Source organism: Lentzea sp. NPDC058436 (assembly GCF_042721515.1).
Lineage (GTDB): Bacteria > Actinomycetota > Actinomycetes > Mycobacteriales > Pseudonocardiaceae > Lentzea.
Genome location: NZ_JBHXLF010000006.1, coordinates 305,398 through 326,601, shown reverse-complemented (window position 1 = coordinate 326,601; position 21,204 = coordinate 305,398). Strand labels below are relative to the sequence as shown.

At 69.3% G+C, this 21,204-nt stretch carries 18 protein-coding genes; 8 read left to right on the top strand and 10 right to left on the bottom strand.

The window, feature by feature from the left end; genetic code table 11:
• Nucleotides 1-466: 466 nt before the first annotated feature.
• From ACFWN2_RS25070 to ACFWN2_RS25050, 5 genes are all read right to left on the bottom strand, one after another.
• The gene (locus ACFWN2_RS25070) at nt 467-1,702 is read right to left on the bottom strand and encodes a beta-ketoacyl-[acyl-carrier-protein] synthase family protein (RefSeq protein WP_382431173.1); all 1,236 of its coding nucleotides are present in this window, start codon (nt 1,700-1,702) and stop codon (nt 467-469) included.
• Nucleotides 1,699-1,935 carry an acyl carrier protein gene (locus ACFWN2_RS25065; protein ID WP_030465146.1) on the bottom strand — a complete coding sequence of 79 codons (237 nt, stop codon included), beginning with the start codon at nt 1,933-1,935 and terminating at the stop codon, nt 1,699-1,701. The genes ACFWN2_RS25070 and ACFWN2_RS25065 overlap by 4 nt, the downstream gene beginning before the upstream one ends.
• Nucleotides 1,936-1,981: 46 nt before the next feature.
• Nucleotides 1,982-2,959 carry a beta-ketoacyl-ACP synthase III gene (locus tag ACFWN2_RS25060; RefSeq protein ID WP_382431171.1) on the bottom strand — a complete coding sequence of 326 codons (978 nt, stop codon included), beginning with the start codon at nt 2,957-2,959 and terminating at the stop codon, nt 1,982-1,984.
• Nucleotides 2,956-3,885 carry an ACP S-malonyltransferase gene (locus tag ACFWN2_RS25055; RefSeq protein ID WP_382431169.1) on the bottom strand — a complete coding sequence of 310 codons (930 nt, stop codon included), beginning with the start codon at nt 3,883-3,885 and terminating at the stop codon, nt 2,956-2,958. The genes ACFWN2_RS25060 and ACFWN2_RS25055 overlap by 4 nt, the downstream gene beginning before the upstream one ends.
• Nucleotides 3,886-4,079: 194 nt before the next feature.
• Nucleotides 4,080-5,279 (bottom strand): PucR family transcriptional regulator, encoded by a 1,200-nt coding sequence (locus tag ACFWN2_RS25050; RefSeq protein WP_382431167.1) that lies wholly within the window; start codon nt 5,277-5,279, stop codon nt 4,080-4,082.
• 121 nt (nt 5,280-5,400) lie between these two features.
• Here ACFWN2_RS25050 and ACFWN2_RS25045 point away from each other — a divergent pair, with 121 nt between their 5' ends.
• The 4 genes from ACFWN2_RS25045 to rfbB all read left to right on the top strand — a co-directional run bounded on the left by ACFWN2_RS25045 (nt 5,401) and on the right by rfbB (nt 10,104).
• A complete protein-coding gene (locus tag ACFWN2_RS25045) occupies nt 5,401-6,957 on the top strand; it encodes an alpha/beta hydrolase (protein WP_382431165.1) in 1,557 nt (518 codons plus the stop codon).
• Between the two features lie 220 nt (nt 6,958-7,177).
• Nucleotides 7,178-7,948, top strand: coding sequence for a hypothetical protein (locus tag ACFWN2_RS25040; protein WP_382431163.1), 771 nt, complete (start codon nt 7,178-7,180; stop codon nt 7,946-7,948).
• A 129-nt stretch (nt 7,949-8,077) separates the two neighbouring features.
• Nucleotides 8,078-9,133 carry a glucose-1-phosphate thymidylyltransferase gene (locus ACFWN2_RS25035; protein WP_382431161.1) on the top strand — a complete coding sequence of 352 codons (1,056 nt, stop codon included), beginning with the start codon at nt 8,078-8,080 and terminating at the stop codon, nt 9,131-9,133.
• On the top strand, nt 9,130-10,104 hold the full coding sequence (gene rfbB, locus ACFWN2_RS25030) for a dTDP-glucose 4,6-dehydratase (protein WP_382431159.1): 975 nt from the start codon (nt 9,130-9,132) through the stop codon (nt 10,102-10,104). Before ACFWN2_RS25035 ends, rfbB begins: the two co-directional genes overlap by 4 nt.
• On the opposite strand, the gene ACFWN2_RS25025 is transcribed toward rfbB, so the two are convergent.
• A complete protein-coding gene (locus tag ACFWN2_RS25025) occupies nt 10,094-11,134 on the bottom strand; it encodes a winged helix DNA-binding domain-containing protein (RefSeq protein WP_382431157.1) in 1,041 nt (346 codons plus the stop codon). The genes rfbB and ACFWN2_RS25025 overlap by 11 nt on opposite strands.
• Nucleotides 11,135-11,143: 9 nt before the next feature.
• Nucleotides 11,144-12,226 (bottom strand): phytase, encoded by a 1,083-nt coding sequence (locus ACFWN2_RS25020; RefSeq protein WP_382431155.1) that lies wholly within the window; start codon nt 12,224-12,226, stop codon nt 11,144-11,146.
• 54 nt (nt 12,227-12,280) lie between these two features.
• On the opposite strand from ACFWN2_RS25020, the gene pnuC reads away from it, so the two are divergent.
• The 3 genes from pnuC to ACFWN2_RS25005 are packed head-to-tail and all read left to right on the top strand — an operon-like array spanning nt 12,281 to nt 14,856.
• Nucleotides 12,281-12,904 carry a nicotinamide riboside transporter PnuC gene (gene pnuC / locus ACFWN2_RS25015; protein WP_382431153.1) on the top strand — a complete coding sequence of 208 codons (624 nt, stop codon included), beginning with the start codon at nt 12,281-12,283 and terminating at the stop codon, nt 12,902-12,904.
• Nucleotides 12,901-14,070 (top strand): M14 family zinc carboxypeptidase, encoded by a 1,170-nt coding sequence (locus tag ACFWN2_RS25010; RefSeq protein ID WP_382431151.1) that lies wholly within the window; start codon nt 12,901-12,903, stop codon nt 14,068-14,070. The genes pnuC and ACFWN2_RS25010 overlap by 4 nt, the downstream gene beginning before the upstream one ends.
• 21 nt (nt 14,071-14,091) lie before the next feature.
• Nucleotides 14,092-14,856 carry a GNAT family N-acetyltransferase gene (locus ACFWN2_RS25005; protein WP_382431149.1) on the top strand — a complete coding sequence of 255 codons (765 nt, stop codon included), beginning with the start codon at nt 14,092-14,094 and terminating at the stop codon, nt 14,854-14,856.
• Here ACFWN2_RS25005 and ACFWN2_RS25000 read toward each other — a convergent pair.
• The 3 genes from ACFWN2_RS25000 to aceE all read right to left on the bottom strand — a co-directional run bounded on the left by ACFWN2_RS25000 (nt 14,841) and on the right by aceE (nt 20,389).
• Nucleotides 14,841-16,121: a helix-turn-helix domain-containing protein gene (locus ACFWN2_RS25000; protein ID WP_382431147.1), complete on the bottom strand. Its 1,281-nt coding sequence runs from the start codon at nt 16,119-16,121 to the stop codon at nt 14,841-14,843. The two genes, ACFWN2_RS25005 and ACFWN2_RS25000, sit on opposite strands and share 16 nt — an antisense overlap.
• Nucleotides 16,064-17,209, bottom strand: coding sequence for a TIR domain-containing protein (locus ACFWN2_RS24995; protein WP_382431145.1), 1,146 nt, complete (start codon nt 17,207-17,209; stop codon nt 16,064-16,066). The genes ACFWN2_RS25000 and ACFWN2_RS24995 overlap by 58 nt, the downstream gene beginning before the upstream one ends.
• 420 nt (nt 17,210-17,629) lie before the next feature.
• Complete coding sequence (gene aceE / locus ACFWN2_RS24990; protein ID WP_382431143.1) at nt 17,630-20,389, bottom strand: pyruvate dehydrogenase (acetyl-transferring), homodimeric type; 2,760 nt, start codon at nt 20,387-20,389, stop codon at nt 17,630-17,632.
• Nucleotides 20,390-20,709: 320 nt separating this feature from the next.
• Between aceE and ACFWN2_RS24985 the strand changes: the two genes are divergently transcribed.
• Nucleotides 20,710-21,141: a DUF3052 domain-containing protein gene (locus ACFWN2_RS24985; protein ID WP_191305365.1), complete on the top strand. Its 432-nt coding sequence runs from the start codon at nt 20,710-20,712 to the stop codon at nt 21,139-21,141.
• Nucleotides 21,142-21,204: the final 63 nt, after the last annotated feature.

Genomic DNA, 21,204 nt, shown 5'->3' with positions numbered 1-21,204 from the left:
TTTTTTACTCCCCCCCCCCTCGCGGGGCCAACTTGGGTGTTGGGGTGACACGGGGACGAAGAGCGTGTCCGCTTGACACCCCTACTCGCATGCAGCAAGAGCTATGGCGCGACTCGTGACGGGACCCCACCGCCGGTTCCTCTTGGTAAGGGACGGCTCGCCTGCGGCATCGCGGATGAGCCGGTGGGCCCAGGCGCCGTCGCTTGGCGCTTCGCGCCGCCCCGCTTCGCGCCGCCCCGCTTCGCGCCGCCCGCCGCCCGCCCCGCCTCGCGCCGCCCGCCTCACCTCACCTCGCGCCGCCCCGCCCGCCTCACCTCGCGCCGCCCGCACTCCGTTCCCGCGTCCCGCCTCCCCCGCCGCGCGCCCGCTCATCCCGCCTGCCGCCTCGCGTGCGCGGCCCCGCCCCCGCACAGCACAACGCCCCGGTCCGCGATGCGGACCGGGGCGTCGGTGGAGCGGTGTGGGGCTAGGCCGGGGTGAAGGCCAGCGCCACGTTGTGGCCGCCGAAGCCGAACGAGTCGTTCACGGCCGCCTCCAGCTTGATCTTGCGGGGTTCGCCCGCCACCACGTCCAGCGTGACGGCCGGGTCGAGGTTCTCCAGGTTGAGCGTCTGGGGAACGATGCCGTCGCGGATCGAGAGGACGGTGACGATTGCCTCGACCGCGCCCGCTGCGCCCAGCAGGTGGCCCAGTGCGCCCTTCGGTGCGGTCAGGACCGGGTGGTCGCCGATCGCCTTGCGGATCGCCACGGTTTCCGCGACGTCGCCCACCGGGGTGGAGGTGGCGTGGCAGTTCACGTGGCCCACGTCTGCCGGGTCGATGCCGCCCGAACGCAGGGATGCTGCGATCGCGCGGGACTGGCCCACGCCCTCGGGGTCCGGGGCGGTGATGTGGTAGCCGTCGGCCGAGGTGCCGATGCCTGCCAGGCGGCCGTAGATCTTAGCGCCACGGGCCTCGGCGAACTCGCGGCGTTCCAGGACCATGACGCCCGCGCCCTCGCCGAGGACGAAGCCGTCGCGGCCCGTGTCGAACGGGCGTGAGGCCTTCTCCGGCTCGTCGTTGCGGGTGCTCATGGTGCGGGCCTGCGAGAAGCCCGCCACCGGGATGGCCGTGATGCACGCTTCGGCGCCGCCCGCGACGACCACGTCGGCTTCGCCGGACATGATCATGCGGTAGGCCCAGGCGATGGCCTCTGCGCCCGACGCGCAGGCGGAGACCGGGGCGTGCACGCCCGCCTGTGCCTTGAGCTCCAGGCCCACGTGGGCTGCGGGGCCGTTCGGCATCAGCATCGGGACGGTCAGCGGCGACACCTTGCGCAGGCCCTGCTGCTCCAGGAGGTCGTCCTGGGTCAGGAGGGTGATCGCGCCGCCGATGCCCGTGCCGATGATGACGGCGAGGCGCTGGCGGTCGACGGTGTCGTCGTTGTGGCCCGCGTCGGACCACGCCTGGCGGGACGCCACGATGGCGACCTGCTCGGAGCGGTCCAGGCGGCGTGCCTCGACTCGGGGGAGCACCTCGGTCGGGTCCACCACCAGCTGGGACGCGATCTTGACCGGCAGGTCGTACTTCTCGACCCAGTCGTGGGTCATGGGGCGAACCCCGCTCTTGCCGGCCAGAAGGGCGTCCCAGGTGGACGTGACATCACCACCGAGCGGGGTGGTGGCACCCAGCCCGGTGATGACGACCTCGATGCCCGAAGTCACTTGTTGCTGGTGATGTAGTTCACCGCGTCACCAACGGTCTTGAGGTTGGCCAGCTCGTCGTCCGGGATCTTCACGCCGAACTTGTCCTCAGCCTGGACGGCGATCTCGACCATCGACAGCGAGTCGATGTCGAGGTCGTCCACGAAGGACTTCTCAGCGGTGACGTCGTCGGCGGCAACGCCGGCGACCTCTTCGACGATCTCGGCAAGACCGGACAGGACGTTGTCGCTCACTGAAGTTCCCTTTCGATTGACACAGCGGAAAAACTCGGGGTGGGGCTCAGGGGCACCGGACCACCTGGCCCGCGTAGGACAGACCCGCGCCGAAACCGACCATCAGCACGACGTCTCCTGAGGAGATCTCGCCGGCCGACCTCATGTGGTCCAGTGCCATGGGCACCGAGGCCGAGGAGGTGTTGCCGGACTCGACGATGTCTCGAGCGATCTTCAGGTCCTCGCGCGCACCATTCTTGCGCAGGCGCTTCGCGATCGCCTCGATGATCCTCAGGTTCGCCTGGTGCGGGACGAACGCGTCCACGTCGGACAGTTCGACGCCCGCCAGTTCGGCCGCGCGGATCGCCACCGGGGCGACCTGCGTGGTCGCCCACCGGAAGACCGCCTGGCCCTCCTGGTGGATGAACGAGTCGCGGTCGTCGATCCTGATGACCTCGGACATCGAGCCGTCCGAGCCCCAGGCGACGGGGCCGATCTCGTTCGTGTCGCTGGCACCGACCACGACGGCACCCGCGCCGTCCGCGAAGATGATCGCGGTCGAGCGGTCGTCCTGGTGGGTCCAGTCGGTGAGCTTCTCGGCACCGACGACGAGGACGTTCTTCACGGTGCCCGCGCGGACGATGTCCGCGGCGGTCGCGACGGCGTAGCAGAAGCCCGCGCACGCGGCGTTCAGGTCGAACGCGGCCGCGGCCTTGATGCCGAGGCGGGTGGCGACCTGCGCGGCGGCGTTCGGGATGGTCGACGGCATCGTGCACGTCGCCACGATCACTCCGCCGATGTCCTCGGGGGTGAGGCCCGCGTCCTCGATCGCCTTCGTACCGGCGAGGACGGACATGTCGACGACGCCCTCGTCCTTCGCGGCCACGCGGCGGTTGACGATGCCGACGCGCTCGCGGATCCACTCGTCCGAGGTGTCCATGCGCTGGGCGAGGTCGTGGTTGCTCACCACGGTCTCGGGCTGGTAGCTGCCGAGACCGAGGATGCGGCTACCCGCGGATGCCTGCGGGGCCTGGAATGTCGTCACTTAGAAGCTCCAACGGTCTCGAAGAGTTCCGAGACCTTCTCAAGCTGGTCGGGGGTCTTCAGGGCGAGGGTCGAGGTGCCCTTCATCGCGCGCTTGGCGAGACCCGTCAGCACGCCGGCGGGCGGCAGCTCGACCGAGCCCGCGATGCCCTTCTCGACGAAGGTGGCCTGGCACAGGTCCCAGCGAACGGGGCTCGTGACCTGGGAGACCAGGCGCGACAGCACCTCGGCGCCCTCGGTGACGAGCTGACCGTCCTTGTTGGACACCAGCGGCAGCGACGGGTCGTGCGTGGCCACTTCGGCGGCACGCGCGCGCACCGCGTCCTCGGCAGGCGCCATGTACCTGGTGTGGAACGCGCCGGCGACGGCCAGCTTGCGGATCTTCGCCGGGCCGGGCGGGTTCTCCACGAGCGCGTCGAGCGCGGAGTGCGGACCGGCCGCGACGATCTGGCCGGCGCCGTTGCGGTTCGCGGGCACGAGACCGAGCTCTTCGAGGCGCGCGAGCACCTCCGGCTCGTCGCCGCCGAGCACCGCGGCCATGCCGGTCGGCTCCAGCGCGCACGCCTCGGCCATCGCGGCACCGCGCACGGCGGCCAGTGCGACGGCGTCGTCGGCGCTGATGACGCCCGCGACGGCGGCCGCGGCGAGCTCGCCGACGGAGTGACCGCCGACGATCACGGCGGAGGGCAGTTCGACGCGCTTGCGCAGCTCACCGAACGCGAGGACGGCGAGGGCCACGACCAGAGGCTGGGTGATCGCGGTGTCGACGATCTCGTCGGCCTCCGCGGTGGTGCCGAGACGCACCAGGTCGAGCCCCGTGATCTCCGACCACGTCCGGACCTGCTTCTCCGCCCCCTCCAGTTCGAGCCAGGGGGTGAGCATGCCGGGCGTCTGGGACCCTTGTCCGGGCGCGAGGAGTGCGATCACGCCGATTACTAAAGCTGGTGAACCCACCGGTACCCCATGCTGTAAAGAACGAAGTACGGCGATCGTATTTGTAGAGACCCTACAAAAGTGTCGGCGAGATGAACGCTCCGCGACGTAACCCCAGCTCAGCGCGATGCAGGGTCGTTTGGCTCTCACCCCAACGGCTGTGTGCGAAGTCCGTCACAGGCCGTTCGCTACCACAGGCCCCGGGAGCGCGCTAGGCGTCCTACAGACAATGCGACGCGAAGCACAAGGGCGTCTCGAGCGTCATGTGCATTTCTTCCCGTCATTTCCTGAACGCGCCGAAGGCGATATCTGACCGTGTTCGGGTGCACGAACAGTCTTTTCGCGCACGTCTCCAGCACGCCCCCGACCTCCAGGAAGGCGTCCACGGTCTCCAGCAGCGCGCCGCCCGCGTCCTCCAGCGGACGGGCGACCCTGTCCACCAGTTGCCACTCCGCTTCCGGGTCACCGGCCAGCGCACGTTCCGGCAGCAGGTCCAGCGACCGGACGGGCCTGGGCGCCGCGGGCCAGCCGACGACCGCGCGCAGTCCGCTCAACGAGTCGCTGGCGCTGCGGTGGGCCTCGGACAGGCTGGCGACCGTCGGCCCTGCCACGACCGGCCCCTCGCCGAAGCCCTCTGCGATGCGTCCCAGCACGTCTTCCCCGGTCTCCGTCGGCCCGCCGAGCACGACGACCAGCCGCGAGCCCTGCACGGACAGCAGCACCGGGCGGCCCGCGCGGGCGGCCTTGCTGCGCACCGAGTAGATGATCGCGGGCGGGTCCTCACCGCCGGGGTTGCCGACCAGCACGGTCGCCTCCAGCGCGGGGTCCCAGCCCAGCGCGGCCGCACGGGAGAGCAGCGACTCCTCGGGGTCGCCACGCACGATGCCGTCCACGACCAGCGCTTCCAGCCTGGCGTCCCACGCGCCGCGCGCCTCGGCGGCCGCCGCGTAGGAGGTGGCGGCGGAGAAGGCGATCTCCCGCCCGTACCGCAGCACGCCCTCCATCAGCAGCGCGCGCTCGGCCTCGTCGGCCGCCATCTCCGGCAGTTGCCCCTCGAACAGCTCCAGCGCGATCCGGACGAGCTCCACGGTCTGGCGCAGGCTCACCCAGCGGGAGATGTCCTTGGGGGCGCTGCGGAACGCGTCCGCGGTCAGCCGGATCGCCTGCTGCCGGTCGTGCAGCCACTCGCAGAACCCCGCGACGCCGTTCTGGATCAGCAGCAGCACGCTCGCCCGCTGGTCCGCGGGCATCCTGGCGAACCACGGCAGCCGCCGCTCCATCTCGGCCACGCTGGCGGTCGCGAGCGAGCCCGACGCGCGTTCGATCTTGCGCATGGTGCGGGCGGAGAGCTGCGGCGGGTGCTCCTCCTTCGCCTTGCTGCTGGTCATACCCGCAGCTTAGGGCCACCGGGCCGGCGTCACCGGGATGGGTGACAGAACCCATGGGCCTGTGTGAAGCGCCATACCTTCGGGCAGCAGAGGTCTTTCGGTCCGGCGCGGAGGTTCGATCTTGCACAGGTTCCCGGCCCTTGCCCTGAGCGCGATGATGCTGCTGACGTCGAGCGGGACCGCCTCCGCCGATCCACCCGACCCGCTCGCCGACTTCCACTCCCAACCGGCCAAGTGGGCGCCGTGCAGCGGAAAGCTCGCCGAGCTGGAGTGCACGACGCTCGTCGCGCCCCTCGACTACGCCAAGCCCGGCGGCGACAGGATCAACCTGACCGTCAGCCGCAGGAAGGCCGCGGCCGCCGACCGCAGGCGTGGTGTGCTCTTCACCAATCCGGGTGGACCTGGCGGTTCCGGGCTGGGACTGCCCCTGTTCCTGACGAAGTCGGAGCTCGCGCAGGTCTACGACGTGATCGGCATCGACCCGCGCGGCGTGGGCGGGTCGACGGCGCTGAACTGCCGCAGCGCGCCCGCGATCGCCGCGCCCGAGTCCCGGCCCGCGGACAGCGAGTTCGGCAAGTGGGCCGCCGAGGCGCGTGAGGCGGAGGAGGCGTGCCAGAAGTCGGGCGGCGGGATCCGGCAGTTCATCAGCACCGCGAACACCGCGCGGGACATGGACGTCGTGCGAGCTGTGCTGGGCGAGCCGAAGATCAACTACCTGGGCTACTCCTACGGCACGTACCTGGGCGCCGTGTACGGGACGATGTTCCCGAGCCGGCTCGACCGCAGCGTGCTCGACTCCGCGGTGCACCCGGAGTGGATCTGGCACGAGCAGTTCCGCCAGCAGGCCATCGCCTACCGCCAGGACGTCGAGGCGTGGGCGGCCTGGGTGGGGGAGCGCGGTGAGAAGTTCGGGCTCGGCAAGTCGCGGGACGAGGTGCTGGCCGAGGTCGAGAAGGTCGCGGCCAAGCTGCAGGCCGCGCCGGTCGGCGAGCACACCCGCTCGTCGTTCGACGGCGCCATGGGGGTCGGCGCCCGCTACCGTCCACTGTGGTCGGACCTGGCGTCGATCGTGACCAAGCTGCGGTCGGGGGAGAAGCCCGCGAACGCCGAGGGCGCCAAGGCCGGTCAGGTGCTCACGAGGACCGGGCTGGAGGAACTGCGCTCCGGCGTGTTCGACACGGTCACCTGCGAGTCGGACTGGCCGACCGACGTGAGCGTCTACTACGAGGACATGCGGATGTTCCGCGAGCGCTACCCGTACGGCTTCGGGATCGTGCGCGCCGCGCCGATGACGTGCACGTTCCGCTCGTTCACGCCGCCGGAGGCACCGGTCAGGCTCGCGCGCGCCGGCTACCCGATCGGTGTCGTCGTGCAGTCCGAGGGCGACACGCAGACGCAGTACGCGGGCGGCCCGGCGATGGCGCAACGGCTGGGGCACAACCTGATCACCGTCACCGACGAGGGCAAGCACGGCCTCTACAACGGCGGCAACAAGTGCGTCGACGAGAAGGTCAACCGGTACCTGATCGACGGGGCGCTGCCGGGCAGCAGTTCCGAGTGCACCGGCGACCCGCGGCCGGACGTGCCGAAGGACGGGCAGGGCGGGGCCGCGCCGACCCTGTCACCGGAGGGCATCCAGGCCTACCTGGACGGGCGCGGGTTCTCCGCCCGGCCGTAGCGATCGACGGGGGAAATGTGGAAGGGCCCGCCACGGAGCGTGGCGAGCCCTTCCCTCTCCCCGGTCCCCACCGGTCCTTCCACTCTGGACTGTATTGAGACAAAAATCCACGTCAGCCACCCTTTCGTGTAGCAGTGTCGAAGTTGTGGAGCGGTGTGATCCGCGAAACGATCAGCGCGTCTGATCTTCACTCACCGCAACTTTTGTTCTAGGAGGGCCCGTGGGCTCGCAAATCACCGAGGGCCTGGGCCAGGCGTGGGCGATGATCGCCACGTTCGTGCCGAAGCTGCTCGGCTTCCTGGTCGTGCTGCTCATCGGCTGGTTCATCGCCAAGGCGCTGGCCAAGGGTGTCCAGTTCCTGCTCAAGCGCGTCGGCTTCGAGAAGCTGGTCGACAAGTCGGGCCTCAACGGCGCGATGCGCCAGTCGTCGATGGACGCCTCCGGGCTGATCTCCAAGATCGTGTACTACTTCGTGCTGCTCATCGCGCTGCAGCTGGCGTTCGGCGTCTTCGGCGCCTCGAACCCCGTGAGCACGCTGCTCAACGAGGTCATCGCGTACCTGCCGCGCATCGTCGTCGCACTGGTGCTCGTGATCGTCGCGTCGGCGATCGGCACGGCGCTCAAGGGCCTCGTGACCGGCGCGCTCGGCCAGCGCTCGTACACGAAGCTCATGGGCAACATCACCTACGGCTTCGTGATGGCGCTCGGCGTCATTGCCGCCCTCAACCAGTTGGGCATCGCGATCTCGGTGACCATGCCGGTTCTGATCGCCGTGCTCGCGACCATCGCCGGCGTCGTCATCATCGGCGTGGGCGGAGGCCTGGTCCGCCCGATGCAGCAGCGCTGGGAGGGCTGGCTGACCCGCGTGCAGGACGAGGCGCAGGTCCAGTCCCCGATGCCGCGCGCGTCGCAGGAGATGCCCCAGAACGTGGGCGCTCGCATGAGTGACGCGCCGACGCCGCCGTCGGGCATGCCGATGACCGACCGGTAGGTCTGATCTCGACGGAAGGGCCCGTGCTGGTGCAGCGCGGGCCCTTCTTCGCGTCTGAGGTCGTTCTCCAGTTGCGGTCTACCGAGGGCGGCGAACCTCGGTTCCACGTGACGGTGGAGGAGACGTTCCATGAAAGCCCTGGTGCTGTCCGGAGGCGCGGGAACACGCCTGCGACCATTCAGCTACTCGATGCCGAAACAACTGATCCCGATCGCCAACAAGCCCGTCCTCGAGTACGTGGTGGACAACCTGCGCGAGATCGGGATCACCGAGATCGGCATCATCGTCGGCGACCGCGCTCACGAGATCTCCGACGTGCTGGGCGACGGATCCGCCCTGGGCGTGGCGATCACGTACATCCCGCAGGACGCGCCGCTGGGACTCGCGCACTGCGTGAAGATCGCGCGGCCGTTCCTCGGTGACGACGACTTCGTGATGTACCTGGGGGACAACATGCTCGTCGAGGGGATCTCCGAGATCGCCGACGAGTTCGCGGCGGTGCGGCCGTCCGCCCAGGTCGTCGTCTACAAGGTGCCGGACCCGCGTGCGTTCGGCGTCGCCGAGGTGGACGAGAACTCGCGCGTGACGCGGCTGGTGGAGAAGCCGCAGGAGCCGCGCAGCGACCTCGCCATGATCGGCGTGTACTTCTTCACCCCGCGCATCCACGAGGCCGTGGACGCGATCGAGCCGTCGTGGCGCGGCGAGCTGGAGATCACCGACGCGTTGCAGTGGCTGGTGACGAACGACCGCGACGTGCGCGCGCGGATCTACTCGGGGTTCTGGAAGGACACCGGGAAGGTCGAGGACGTGCTGGAGTGCAACCGCGAGGTGCTGCAACGGCTGCGCACCGACGTCCAGGGCATCGTCGACGAGGAGAGCACGCTCATCGGCGACGTCGTGGTCGAGGAGGGCGCCCGCGTCGTCCGGTCGTGCATCGTCGGGCCCGCGATCATCGGCGCCGGGACCCTGGTCGAGGAGTCGATCATCGGTCCGTACACGGCCATCGGCGCGGACTGCCGGATCACCGAGTCCGGGGTGTCCGACTCGATCGTGCTGTCCGGCGCCCAGGTGCACAACGTCTCCGGCATCGAGACCTCGTTGATCGGACGGAAGGCCCGGGTCGGGTCGGCGAAACAACACCGGCTGGTCGTCGGTGACGACGCACATGTGGAGGTGGCGGCGTGAAGCTGCTGGTCACCGGCGCTGCAGGGTTCATCGGCTCGCACTACGTCCGTACTCTGCTCGACGGCGGGTACGCGGGCTACGAGGACGCGGACGTCACCGTCCTGGACAAGCTGACGTACGCGGGCAACCGCGCGAACCTGCCCGAGTCGCACGCGCGGATGACGTTCGTGGAGGGCGACATCTGCGACCTGGAGCTGTTGCTGGAGCTGCTGCCCGGCCACGACGCCGTGGTGCACTTCGCCGCCGAGTCGCACGTGGACCGTTCACTGACGGCCGCCGCGGACTTCGTGCTCACCAACGTCCTCGGCACGCAGACGCTGCTGGAAGCCTGCCGCCGCACCGGTGTCTCGCGGGTCGTGCACGTGTCGACCGACGAGGTGTACGGGTCGATCGACGAGGGCGCGTGGACGGAGACCTGGCCGCTGCAGCCCAACTCCCCTTACGCCGCCTCGAAGGCGTCCAGCGACCTGATCGCCCGCGCGTACTGGCGGACGCACGGCCTGGACGTGTCGATCACGCGCTGCTCCAACAACTACGGGCCGTACCAGCACCCGGAGAAGCTGATCCCGTTGTTCATCACGAACCTGTTCAACGGCCTTCAGGTGCCGCTGTACGGGGACGGGTCGAACGTGCGGGAGTGGCTGCACGTGTCCGACCACTGCCGGGCGATCCAACTGGTGCTGACCTCCGGCCGGTCCGGCGAGATCTACAACGTCGGCGGCGGCAACGAGCGCACCAACCTGCAGATCACCGAGGCCCTGCTGGACCTGTGCAGCGCGGGCTCGGCCCTGGTCAAGCGGGTGGCCGACCGGCTGGGGCACGACCAGCGGTACGCGCTGGACGACACGAAGATCCGCGCGGAGCTCGGCTACGAGCCGCAGGTGTCGTTCGAGCAGGGCCTCGCGGACACCGTCGCCTGGTACCGCGACCACCCCGCGTGGTGGAAGCCGTTGCGGGACTTCACGTCCTGATCCAGTCCTGAAGGCGGTCGCACTCCTCGGCGACCGCCTTCTTCCTGCTCCGCGGCAGGTCGTCGATGTAGTCGACCAGCACGACGCGTTCCTTGGTGATGGACCAGGTGGCGACGACGTAGCCGTCGACGAGGACCGTCGGTTTGCCGCCGACGACCACGCCGAGCCGGTCGTCCGCGATCACCCGGCGGCGGTCGGCGTGGGCGAGCAGGACGTTGTCGAACTCGGGCAGGAGCCGCACCGGCACGTCGGTGTCCGGGTCGGGCCGCGGGGCGTCGGGGAGGTCGAACAGCTCCTTGCCCGCCTCGTTGCGGAACGTCACGAGCCGCGGCCTGAGCTCCTCGAAGACCTCGCCGAGTTTCGTGAGGCCGGACCACTGCTGGGCGTCCATGACGGTGGCGGGACCGAACGCGCCGAGGTAGCGCAGGACGAGTTCCTGCCGGTCCATGGCCTGCTGGGGTGCGCCGAGCCAGGTCTCGACGGTCGTGCAGACGGCCCTGCCGCTGCGGTGCCACAGGCCGCGCGGCGGGAGCTGGACGAGGGCGAGCTTGTTGCGCAGGGCGTTGCCGAGGACCGTGTGCTCGCGGTCGGACCAGACCTCTTTGAGCTGCTTGCCCGCGTCGGCGGTGCCCTGGGGCGCGTCTTCGAGGATCCTGCGGCCGGCTTCGGCGACGGCGTCGAGGTCAAGACCCTGGAGTCGTTTGGCGAACGGGCCGCTCTGCAGCTCGCGGTCGAGCCGGAGCTGCATGTGGGGGCGCAACGCGAGCGCGTCCCGTGCGCTGACCAGGTGGATCGTGCCGCGCATCAGCAGGATCCGCACCGCTTCACGGTTGGTCAGCAGGTCTTCGAGCTCTTTCGGGCGGAAGTCGTTCAGCCGCGTCCAGAGGCCGACGTACGGCGACTTCGGTTCCTGCGCCTGGATGCCGAAGAGGTGCTCGACGGTGGCGAGCGCGCTGCGGTCAGCGCGCTCGCGCAGCATCTGGCGTTCGATCAGTGCCCGGTTGAGGGCGTTCAGGCCGAGTGTCCCCATCGGGACAGACTAGAACCTGATGAACGCGAACCCGGTGCCGTCGGGGCGTTCGCCGTCGTGCACGACGAGAAGGTTGAGCTTGCCGAGGACGATGTCGGCGCCGTCGGAGTGCTCGACGTCCTTGACGCGGAAGTCCTTGAGCGGCTTCATGTCGGCCTTGCGGTAGGCGACGAACCGCGAGTCGCCCTGGCTGGAGGCGAGCAGCACGTCGTCCGCGATCGTGAGGCCCTCGGCGTCGGCTTCGAGCCACTGGCCGCCGAAGCCGGGGTTCGGGCCGTCGGGTTCGCACTCCTCCGTGTCGGGGTCGTACTTCTGCGGCGCGCCCCACGTGCGGACCTTGTCGACGAGCTGCGGCTTGCCGAAGCCGTTGGAACGCAACGGGATGCGCCAGATCCCGACGTCCTCCTGCGCGGCGTACAGGGTGTTCGTGCGTTCGTCGATCACCATGCCCTCGACCTGCGGGCCCTCGCCGGGCTCGCCGCACACGGTCCACTGCTTGCCGTTCGGCAGGGTGAAGGTGCTCGGGAGGTCCAGAGTGGACACCTTCCTGGTGTCGTTGTCCTTCGTGACCTGCAGGAGCGCGATGGTGGTCTCGCTTCGACGGCTGGTGACGACGACGTCCTTGCCGTTGATCCGGGCGGCTGCCAGGCCGTAGACGGTGTGCTGGTCGTCGACCTCCGCCTCGGTCTTGGAGAACACAGGCTTGGTCGCGGGGTTCGTGACGTCCCGTGCGCCGCGTTCGTCCACTTGGAACACCCGGATGCGGTCACGGCCGCGGTCGCTGACGAACGCCCGGTCGCCGAGCACGTCGACGTTGTTGTAGCGGCCGGGCTTGGCGTCCGGGGTCGGCGGGGCGGGGGCCGGGTAGACGCCGATGGTGCGGCCGTTCAGGTCGAACGCGGCCAGGCCACCTTCCTTGAGCGTGCCCAGGACCACACTGCGTTCGGTGTTGCGCGGGTTCACCCAGATGGCCGGGTCGTCCGCGTCGGCGGGTTCCTCGAACGTCTGCGTGACGACCGTCGGTGTGATGACGGGCGTCGCAGGCGCTGTCAGGAACAAAGGCACGAGCGCGAGTGCTAAGGAAGATGACATGGTGGGACCGTAGGAAACACCGGTGTACTGCGACTGAACCGCGGGGGAACAACCGTGTGGTACGAGCTGGGACTGACGATCTTCGGGCAGAAGATCGCGTACACGGAGCTGGTCGGGCAGGTGCTCGCGCTCGCGGTGGTGTTCCTCGCGCAGCGCCGTTCACTCTTGACCTGGCCCGTTCAGCTGGTGTCGGTCGCGCTGCTGTTCACGGTCTACATGTCCGCGCACCTGGGCGGACTCGCGACGCGGCAGGTCGCCGTGGGCGCGATCGCCGTCTACGGCTGGTACGCGTGGGTGCGTCGCCGTGACCCGGTCTTCGGCGTCGTGGTGCGCAAGGGTTCCTGGCGCGAACGGCTCGCGGTCGCGGGCGCCTTCGTCGTGGGCACTGTCGCGTTCGCGCTGGTGCTGGACGCGCTGGACGCCTCGTGGGCACCGTGGCCGGACGCCGCGATCTTCATCGGCACGGTGCTGGCGTTCGCGCTGCAGGGCCTCGGCCTGGTGGAGTTCTGGCTGGTGTGGCTGGTGGTCGACGCCGTCGGCGTGCCGCTGCAGATCCAGTCGGGCCTGTACTTCAGCGCGTTCGTCTACGTGATCTTCGCGGGCCTGGTGATCCACGGTTTCATCGACTGGAACCGCACCGCCCGCCGGTTGACACAGGCGGCAAAGTCTCCTCTATGAGGGGACTGTTGATCGCTCTGCTGACCGCTGTCTCGTCGCTGGCAGCCGTTCCCGCCGTCGCCGCTCCAGAGCCGCGCACGGGGTTCGAGCTCACCGGCAAGTGGACCACCGAGTCCGAGGAACAGGCGTACCTGCGGGCCACCGGCCTGCCTGTTTCCCAGATCGGGACGACCGCCCAAGGCCGTCCCGTCCAGCTCGTGCGCGTGGGCACCCGCTCCGCGCGCACGGTGGTTCTCTTCATCTGCTCCCAGCACGGCGACGAACCCGCGGGCCGCGAGGCGTGCCTGATCCGCATGCGCTCGCTGCCGCGCTCGTCCGACGTGACCTACCTGTTCGTGCCGAACGCCAACCCGGACGGCCGCGTCGCCGACACGCGCGGCAACTCCGCCGGCATCGACATCAACCGCGACCACCTGCTGCTGCGCACCGCGGAGGCCCGCGCGATGGCCGCCGTGATCCGCGACTGGCAGCCCGACGTCATCCACGACCTGCACGAGTTCGGGCCCTCCGAGCCGTACTACGTGAAGGACGTCCTTTGGCTGTGGCCGCGCAACCTCAACGTCGCTGACGGCGTGCACGACCTGTCCGAGACGCTGTCGCGGTCGTTCGTGCGGCCCTCGGTGGAGGCCTCCGGTCGCACGTCCGGCGTCTACGGCATCTACGTCGACCCGGTGACCGGCGAGCCCATCCGGCAGGTGGCGGGCGACGGCCAGGAACGCATCCTGCGCAACACGGGCGGGTTGAAGCACGGCATGGGTCTGCTGGTGGAGACCAACGTCGACAACACTCCTGGGTTCCGCGTCGACTCGCATCTGAAGGCGCTGGACGGCACGCAGTCGTTCGTTCGAGTGAACCGTTCGGCCATCGAGGCCGCCAACGCCGCTTCTCGTGCCGTGCGGTCAGGGCCGATCTACTTCGGTGGAGCGGACAACCAGGCGCCGGATCCTGCCGATGTCGTGCCTGCGCCGTGCGGGTACGTGCTGACCGGTGCGCAGTACGTCGAGGTGCAGGACGAACTGGCGTTGCACGGCGTCAAGTCCCAGTACCTGCGCGGTGGTGACCGGATCGTGCCTTTGAAGCAGGAGGGCCGTGCGTTGGTGCCGTTGCTGCTGGACGCCCGCGCGGACGGACCGCTCGTGCAGGGGCAGCCGGTCGCTCAGTGCTGACCGGCGTGGTCGGATGGCGCAGTGATCGACCTGAACGCCCGGATGGCGCGCAACCTCGCGGAGCACGCGTGCCACCTCCACCGCCACCTGCCCGGAGCGACCGTCACCGAGACGGGTGATCTGCTCATCGCGGACAGCGGGCTGCCCGACGACACGTTCAACGTCGTCGCGGCGGCCCGCGTCACCGCCGACGTGGCCGGGGCCGTGCGCACGGCCCGCGCGACCGGCCGCCCGTTCTCGTGGTGGGTCGGTCCTGGTCAGGACGCCCTGGGGGAGCGGCTGACGGCGGCGGGACTCAGCCCGTCGGAGACCGAGACCGGCATGTGGCTCGACCTCGGCGGGGCGCTGCCCGAGACGAACGCCGTCCTCGACGTCCAGCCGGTCCGCACGCCGGAGCAACTGGACGACTACGCGGCCGTCCTGGCCGCCAACTGGGATCCGCCCGCCGCGACGGTCCGCCGCTTCTACGCCGACGCCGCTCCGCACGCGTTGACCAGCTCGGCGCGCTACCTCGTCGGGTACGTCGACGGCCGTGCGGTGTGCACGGCGGAAGTGTTCCTGCACGCCGATGTGGCCGGCATCTACAACATCGCGACCCTCGCCGCGGAGCGCCGACGTGGCTACGGCGGTGCGATCACGGCGGCCGCGTTGCGCACCGCACGCGCCGAGGGGTACCGCATCGCCGTCCTGCAGGCCTCGGCGGAAGGCGAGCCCGTGTACCGCCGGCTCGGGTTCTCGGCGTGCGGCCACTTCACCGAATACGCGATACCTCAGCCGTTGGTGTGACGCAGCGCCTTGATGAACTCGACGTTCAGGTCGCGCACCTGCGTCTGGTCCTGCCAGCGGCGCAACATCAGCGAAAGGGACCGCAGTTCGGAGCGGATGGTGTCCGAGGCGATCATCGGGGTCACCTCCAGCAGGCGCGCCGCGATCTCACAGGTGCGTTCCACGTTCCCGGCGGCGGCGTGGGCGAGTGCCTGACGCGTGCCGAACCTCGCCCACGCGCGCGTCGCCGTGCCGGGGATGAGCGCCACCTCCTGGTCGAGCACGGCAGCGGCCTCGGCGGGACGTCCCAGGTCGTAGAGGCACCAGCCGGTGGCGACCCCGATCGGGTCGGAGATGGTGCTCGTGCCCAGCACAGGGCCCTCGCGAGGCTGCTCGGCGTCCTTCTGGAGATGATCGCGGGCGCGGTCCAGCGCGCGCATGCAGTTGTCGTAGTCGGCGGCGAGGGCGTGACCCTGGGCCTCCCGTTGAGCGGCCAGGCCGAGGACCCGGTGCGGTGCGCCGGCGGTGGCCTGCGCGTGACGTGCCAGATCGATGGTCGAGGCCGCGTCACCCTGGTACATGGTGATCAGCGCCTGCCGGACCAGCGAGTAGGCGTTCAGGTCGTGCTCGCCCACCTCGGCGGCGATGGCGACCGACTTGGCGGTCCACCACCGCGCGGCCTTCAGGTCACCGGCCTCCTGCGCCATCCACCCCGCGTACTCGGCGTGACGCGCCGTCAGCACGGCGATCCTGGTGCGCTCGGACTCCGTGGCGTGGGGGAGAAGGCTGCGCAGGCCGTGGGCGTGCGCCACGACCATCGGCAGCACCAGCGTTGGCGCGCTCTTCTGGCCGAGCGTGCGGGTGGCGTCGAACGCCGGCCGGAAGTACGAGATCGAGTCGCTCACACCCGGCGTCGACCTCATTGGTGAGCCGAGTGCCAGCCCGGCGACCGCGGCGGCGCTGAACATCAGCACCTCCCGCCTGTTCATGGGCTGGAACACGCTTCCTCCGTCGGGGCCGAGCGCGACGACCCAGATGTCGTCCTCCTGTCTCCGCGTGGTCGCCGTCGCCGGGGGCCGCTCAGGGGTACCCGCGAGGGCGAGCAACGCACCGTTCGCCTCCAGCAGCGAGTCGCACATGCGCGCCAGGTACTCCGACGGCTGCCGATGCCCGTTCTCGATCTTGCTGAGCTGTCCCTTGGAGTAGTGCGTGTGCCGGACGAGGTCGGTCAGCGAAAGGCCTCGCTCGTGACGGCGGCGGCGCAGCTCCGGGCCGAATGCGGACATCTCGAACTCCTCACGCGTACAGGGTCGGGTTGGCCCCAGGCGAGTTCCGGCAGTTTGTTGGACCGTCCGCTGATCGCCATGACACCGGCGAGCATCGGGTGCTCGGTCGTGCCGGGGCGGTAGGCGACCAGTTCGAGCCGCAGCACCGTCGACACGTTGAGGTCGATCACGCAGGGCCTGCCCTGCGACGCCGTGTGCTCCGCGAGCACGATCCCGTCGCCGATCACCTGGAAGATCCCGGTCTGACCCCCTTCGACGGCGTCGTCGAGCACGCCCGCGGTGGTCTTGAACGAGCGGAACCGGCGTCCGAGGTCGAACCCCACGCGGCCGCGGACCGCGGTGGCGAAGTCGGTGCAGCGGTACACGATGCTCTCGCTGTAGTGCCTGCCGTTGACGTTCGCGCCGCACAGCTTGATGTCCGCCGAACGGCTCGTGGTGCCGAGGCTCGTGAGCATCGTGACCTGCGTGGGCGGTGGAGGCAGCACGCCGTTGTTCGAGCTGACCAGGGCCCGGACGGAGTCGGCGATCTGGTCGAGGGAGTACCGCGCACTGCGGTGGTGCAGGCGGATGTACTGACGCCCCGCCAGTTCGCTGATCGTGTCGGGCAGCTCTTCCTTCGACGGCATGGAGATGTCGCCCACGAGGATCGGGATGACCTTGGCGTTGTTGTGGAGGGCGAACTCGATCTCCATCCGCACCCAGTCGGCGGGCGCCTTGATGCTCGGCCCTCCTCCCTTCGTGATGGTGAGCCACCGCGGGCCGATCACGACCAGCATCACCTCGCAGGTCGACGCCGCCTCGACCAGTCGTGGCTCGAAGGCGGTGCCCGGCGTGATGCCGGTGCTGGACCGGAACACGCTGTCGCGGCCGAGTTCGGTGACGAGGCGTTCCTCGATGAGGACAGCACTGTCCTGCGCGTCGCCAACTCGGAAGTTGATGAAGACCTCGTTGATGGCGCACCTCCTCTTCCCGTCGAGTGTCCACTGCGAGTGGCAGGTCGCGACACCTGTTTCCCGTTGCCAGTCGATTGTTCGCGACTCGGACCGGTATTGGCCCTTCGTTGTTGCGATTGTCCACTTCGAGTCCACTTAAATGGGCATTTTTTGTCCACTTTTCCCGTGTTCTTTAATCTGCGCTGTTCAGGTCGCCGATTCTGTCGGCGTGCGAGATGGAAAGTGGCGTTCAAGGGGCTCTGCCAGTGGCTCGTGCAGAACGCCCCGCCTGCATGGGATTCATGGACGACCAGGAGCGAATGCGTTCCGTGGTGGCCGTCCGAACATCGCACGCCAGTTATTGATTCGACGAGGACGCGGTGGCGCACATTGCGGGCAATGAGTATCTGCATTCGCTTTCGTCGTCGACTTCCGCCTGCCACGACACCGACCTGCCGGCCAGTCCGATGACGACCACGACGACGTCCCGCTGACCCTGCAACGGCCGAGGGGCCGCTCCGCAGTGGCGGAACGGCCCCTCAGATCGCCGCAGAGCGGCTCAGTCGGTCTGGTCGGCTACGCGAGGCCCGCGTCCGACGTGGACGGCCCAGCGGCCTGCACGTCGTTGATGCGGTACTTGCGGGCCGCCTCGACGACCTTGGCCTGCTCGACCTCGCCGCGGCGGGCCAGTGCGGCCAGCGTGGCGACGACGACGGACTCCGCGTCCACCAGGAAGTGGCGGCGGGCGGCCGGGCGGGTGTCGGAGAAGCCGAAGCCGTCCGTGCCCAGGGTCGTCATGTCGGTCGGGACGTACGGGCGGATCAGGTCCGGGATCGCCGACGCCCAGTCGGACACGGCGACGACCGGGCCCTGCACGTCCTTCAGCACCTGCGTCACGTACGGCACGCGCGGCTCGGCGTCCACGTGCAGCAGGTTGTGGCGGTCGGTCTCGACGGCGTCGCGGCGCAGCTCCGAGTACGACGTGGCGGACCACACGTCCGCGGAGACGCCCCACTCGTCGGCCAGCATCTGCTGGGCCTTGAGCGCCCACGGGAGGCCCACGCCCGAGCCGAGGAGCTGGGCACGCGGGCCACCGGTCTGAGGGCCGTCCTGGTACTTGTAGAGGCCCCGCAGCAGGCCTTCCACGTCCAGGCCCTCGGGCTCGGCCGGCTGCACGTACGGCTCGTTGTAGACCGTCATGTAGTAGAAGATGTTCTCGGCGTTCTCGCCGTACATCCTGCGCAGACCGTCCTTGACGATGTGCGCCACCTCGAACGACCACGCCGGGTCGTACGCGACCACGGCCGGGTTCGTGTGCGCCAGCAGGATCGAGTGGCCGTCGGCGTGCTGCAGGCCCTCACCGGTCAGCGTGGTGCGGCCCGCGGTGGCGCCGAGCACGAAGCCGCGCGCCATCTGGTCCGCCGCCGCCCACAGGCCGTCGCCCGTGCGCTGGAAGCCGAACATCGAGTAGAAGATGTAGATCGGGATCATCGGCTCGCCCTGCGTGGCGTAGGACGTGCCGACCGCCGTGAACGACGCCGTGGAACCCGCCTCGTTGATGCCCTCGTGCAGGATCTGGCCCTGCTCGGACTCCTTGTAGGCGAGCATCAGGTTGGCGTCCACCGAGGTGTACGCCTGGCCGTTCGGGTTGTAGATCTTCTGCGTCGGGAACATGGAGTCCATGCCGAACGTTCGTGCCTCGTCCGGGATGATCGGCACGATGCGCGGGCCGATCTCCGGGTCCTTCGCGAGGTCGCGGACGAGCCGGACGAACGCCATCGTCGTGGCGACCTCCTGCTTGCCGGAACCGCGCAGCACGCCTTCGTAGACCTTGTTGCCCGGCAACGTGAGCGCCTTGGACTTGGTGCGGCGCTCCGGTACGAAACCGCCCAGCTGGCGACGGCGTTCCTGCATGTACTGGATCTCCGGCGAGTCCTGCCCGGGGTGGTAGTACGGCGGCAGGTACGGGTCAGCCTCGAGCTGCTCGTCCGTGATCGGGATGCGCAGGCTGTCCCTGAAGCCCTTGAGGTCGTCCAGGGTCATCTTCTTCATCTGGTGCGTCGCGTTGCGGGCCGCGAAGTGCGGGCCGAGCGAGTAGCCCTTGATGGTCTTGGCGAGGATCACGGTCGGCTGGCCGACGGTCTCGGTCGCCGCCTTGTAGGCCGCGTAGACCTTGCGGTAGTCGTGGCCGCCGCGCTTGAGGTTCCACACCTCGTCGTCGCTCATCGCGTCGACGAGAGCCTTCGTGCGCGGGTCACGGCCGAAGAAGTGCTCCTTGACGTACGCGCCGTCGTTGGCCTTGTACGTCTGGTAGTCGCCGTCCGGCGTGCTGTTCATCAGGTTGACGAGCGCGCCGTCGCGGTCGGCGTGCAGCAGCGAGTCCCACTCGCGGCCCCAGACGACCTTGATGACGTTCCAGCCGGCGCCGCGGAAGAACGACTCCAGCTCCTGGATGATCTTGCCGTTGCCGCGGACCGGGCCGTCGAGGCGCTGCAGGTTGCAGTTGACCACGAACGTCAGGTTGTCGAGCTGCTCGTTCGCGGCGAGCTGGAGCAGGCCGCGCGACTCGGGCTCGTCCATCTCGCCGTCGCCGAGGAACGCCCAGACGTGCTGGTCGGACGTGTCCTTGATGCCGCGGTCGCGCAGGTAGCGGTTGAACCGCGCCTGGTAGATGGCGTTCATCGGGCCGATGCCCATGGAGACCGTGGGGAACTCCCAGAAGTCCGGCATGAGGCGCGGGTGCGGGTACGACGGAAGGCCGCCGCCCAGACCGGCGTGCGAGTACTCCTGGCGGAAGCCGTCGAGCTGGTGCTCGGAGAGGCGGCCTTCGAGGAACGCGCGGGCGTAGACACCGGGGGAGGCGTGACCCTGGATGAAGATCTGGTCGCCACCGCCGGGGTGGTTCTTGCCGCGGAAGAAGTGGTTGAAGCCGACCTCGTAGAGCGACGCGCTGGACGCGTACGTCGAAATGTGTCCACCGACACCCACGCCGGGTCGCTGCGCGCGGTGCACCGTCATCGCGGCGTTCCAGCGGATCCACGCACGGTAACGACGCTCCACCTCCTCGTCACCGGGGAACCACGGCTCCCGCTCGGTGGGGATGGTGTTGACGTAGTCCGTGCTCGTCAGCGAGGGCACGCCGACGTGGTTCTCACCAGCGCGTTCGAGCAGACGCAACATCAAGTAGCGCGCCCGCTGCTGCCCGCCGCCCTTGAGCACCTCGTCGAACGACTCGAGCCATTCCGACGTCTCCTCGGGGTCGATGTCCGGCAGGTGGGCTGCCAGACCGTCGCGAATGACACGCACCCGCTCGGGGCCGGTGTTCTGCGGGCTCAAGGTGTCTCCTCGGCTTCGTTGGCGGTACACGCGCTGGCCCGGAGAACCGTGCCACGCGCTCCTATCGTTGTCCTTGCGCGGCGACTTCCGCATCGCTACCGGTCGGTAATTCTGGATCGTGTCGCTCACGCGCGCGCGATAAGAGGTATGTAGAGCATGCGTCATGCCAGTGTAGGTGTCTTCACGGGGGTGCCTGTTACGGCGTGTCACGTGGTCAACAGTTGCGCCGGAGGTAGCTGACAGTGTTCGCTAGCCCGAGTAACGGACTTCAGCGGCAGTCTCAGGGCTGTCGCTCTTGCGTAGTTGGAGGAGTGAAAACCGTGGTCGCCGCGGAAGACGCCGGCAAGATCGGCGTCGCCGAGAAGCTCGGGATCGAATCGGGCATGGTCGTCCAGGAACTCGGCTGGGACGAGGACGTTGACGACGCCTTGCGTGCCGCTGTCGAGGAGCGGATCGGGGGCGATCTCCTCGACGAGGAGGCCGACGAGACGGTGAGCGTCGTCCTGCTCTGGTGGCGGGAGGACGACGGCGACCTGGTCGACGCCCTCCTGGAGGCCACCGGAGTGCTCGCCGAGGACGGCGTGATCTGGGTTCTCACCCCGAAGACCGGCCGCCCCGGCCACGTGGAGCCGAGCGACGTCGCCGAAGCGGTCCCCACCGCCGGCCTGTCGCAGACCTCCAACATCAGCGTCGCCGACGACTGGGCGGGCATCCGCCTGGTGTGGCCGAAGTCGGCCAAGGCCAAGCGCTGACGTTCCGCTGACATAGGGTTGAACCACGGGCGCTCTGAGCGCTCGTGGTCCTGTGTCTGCCTG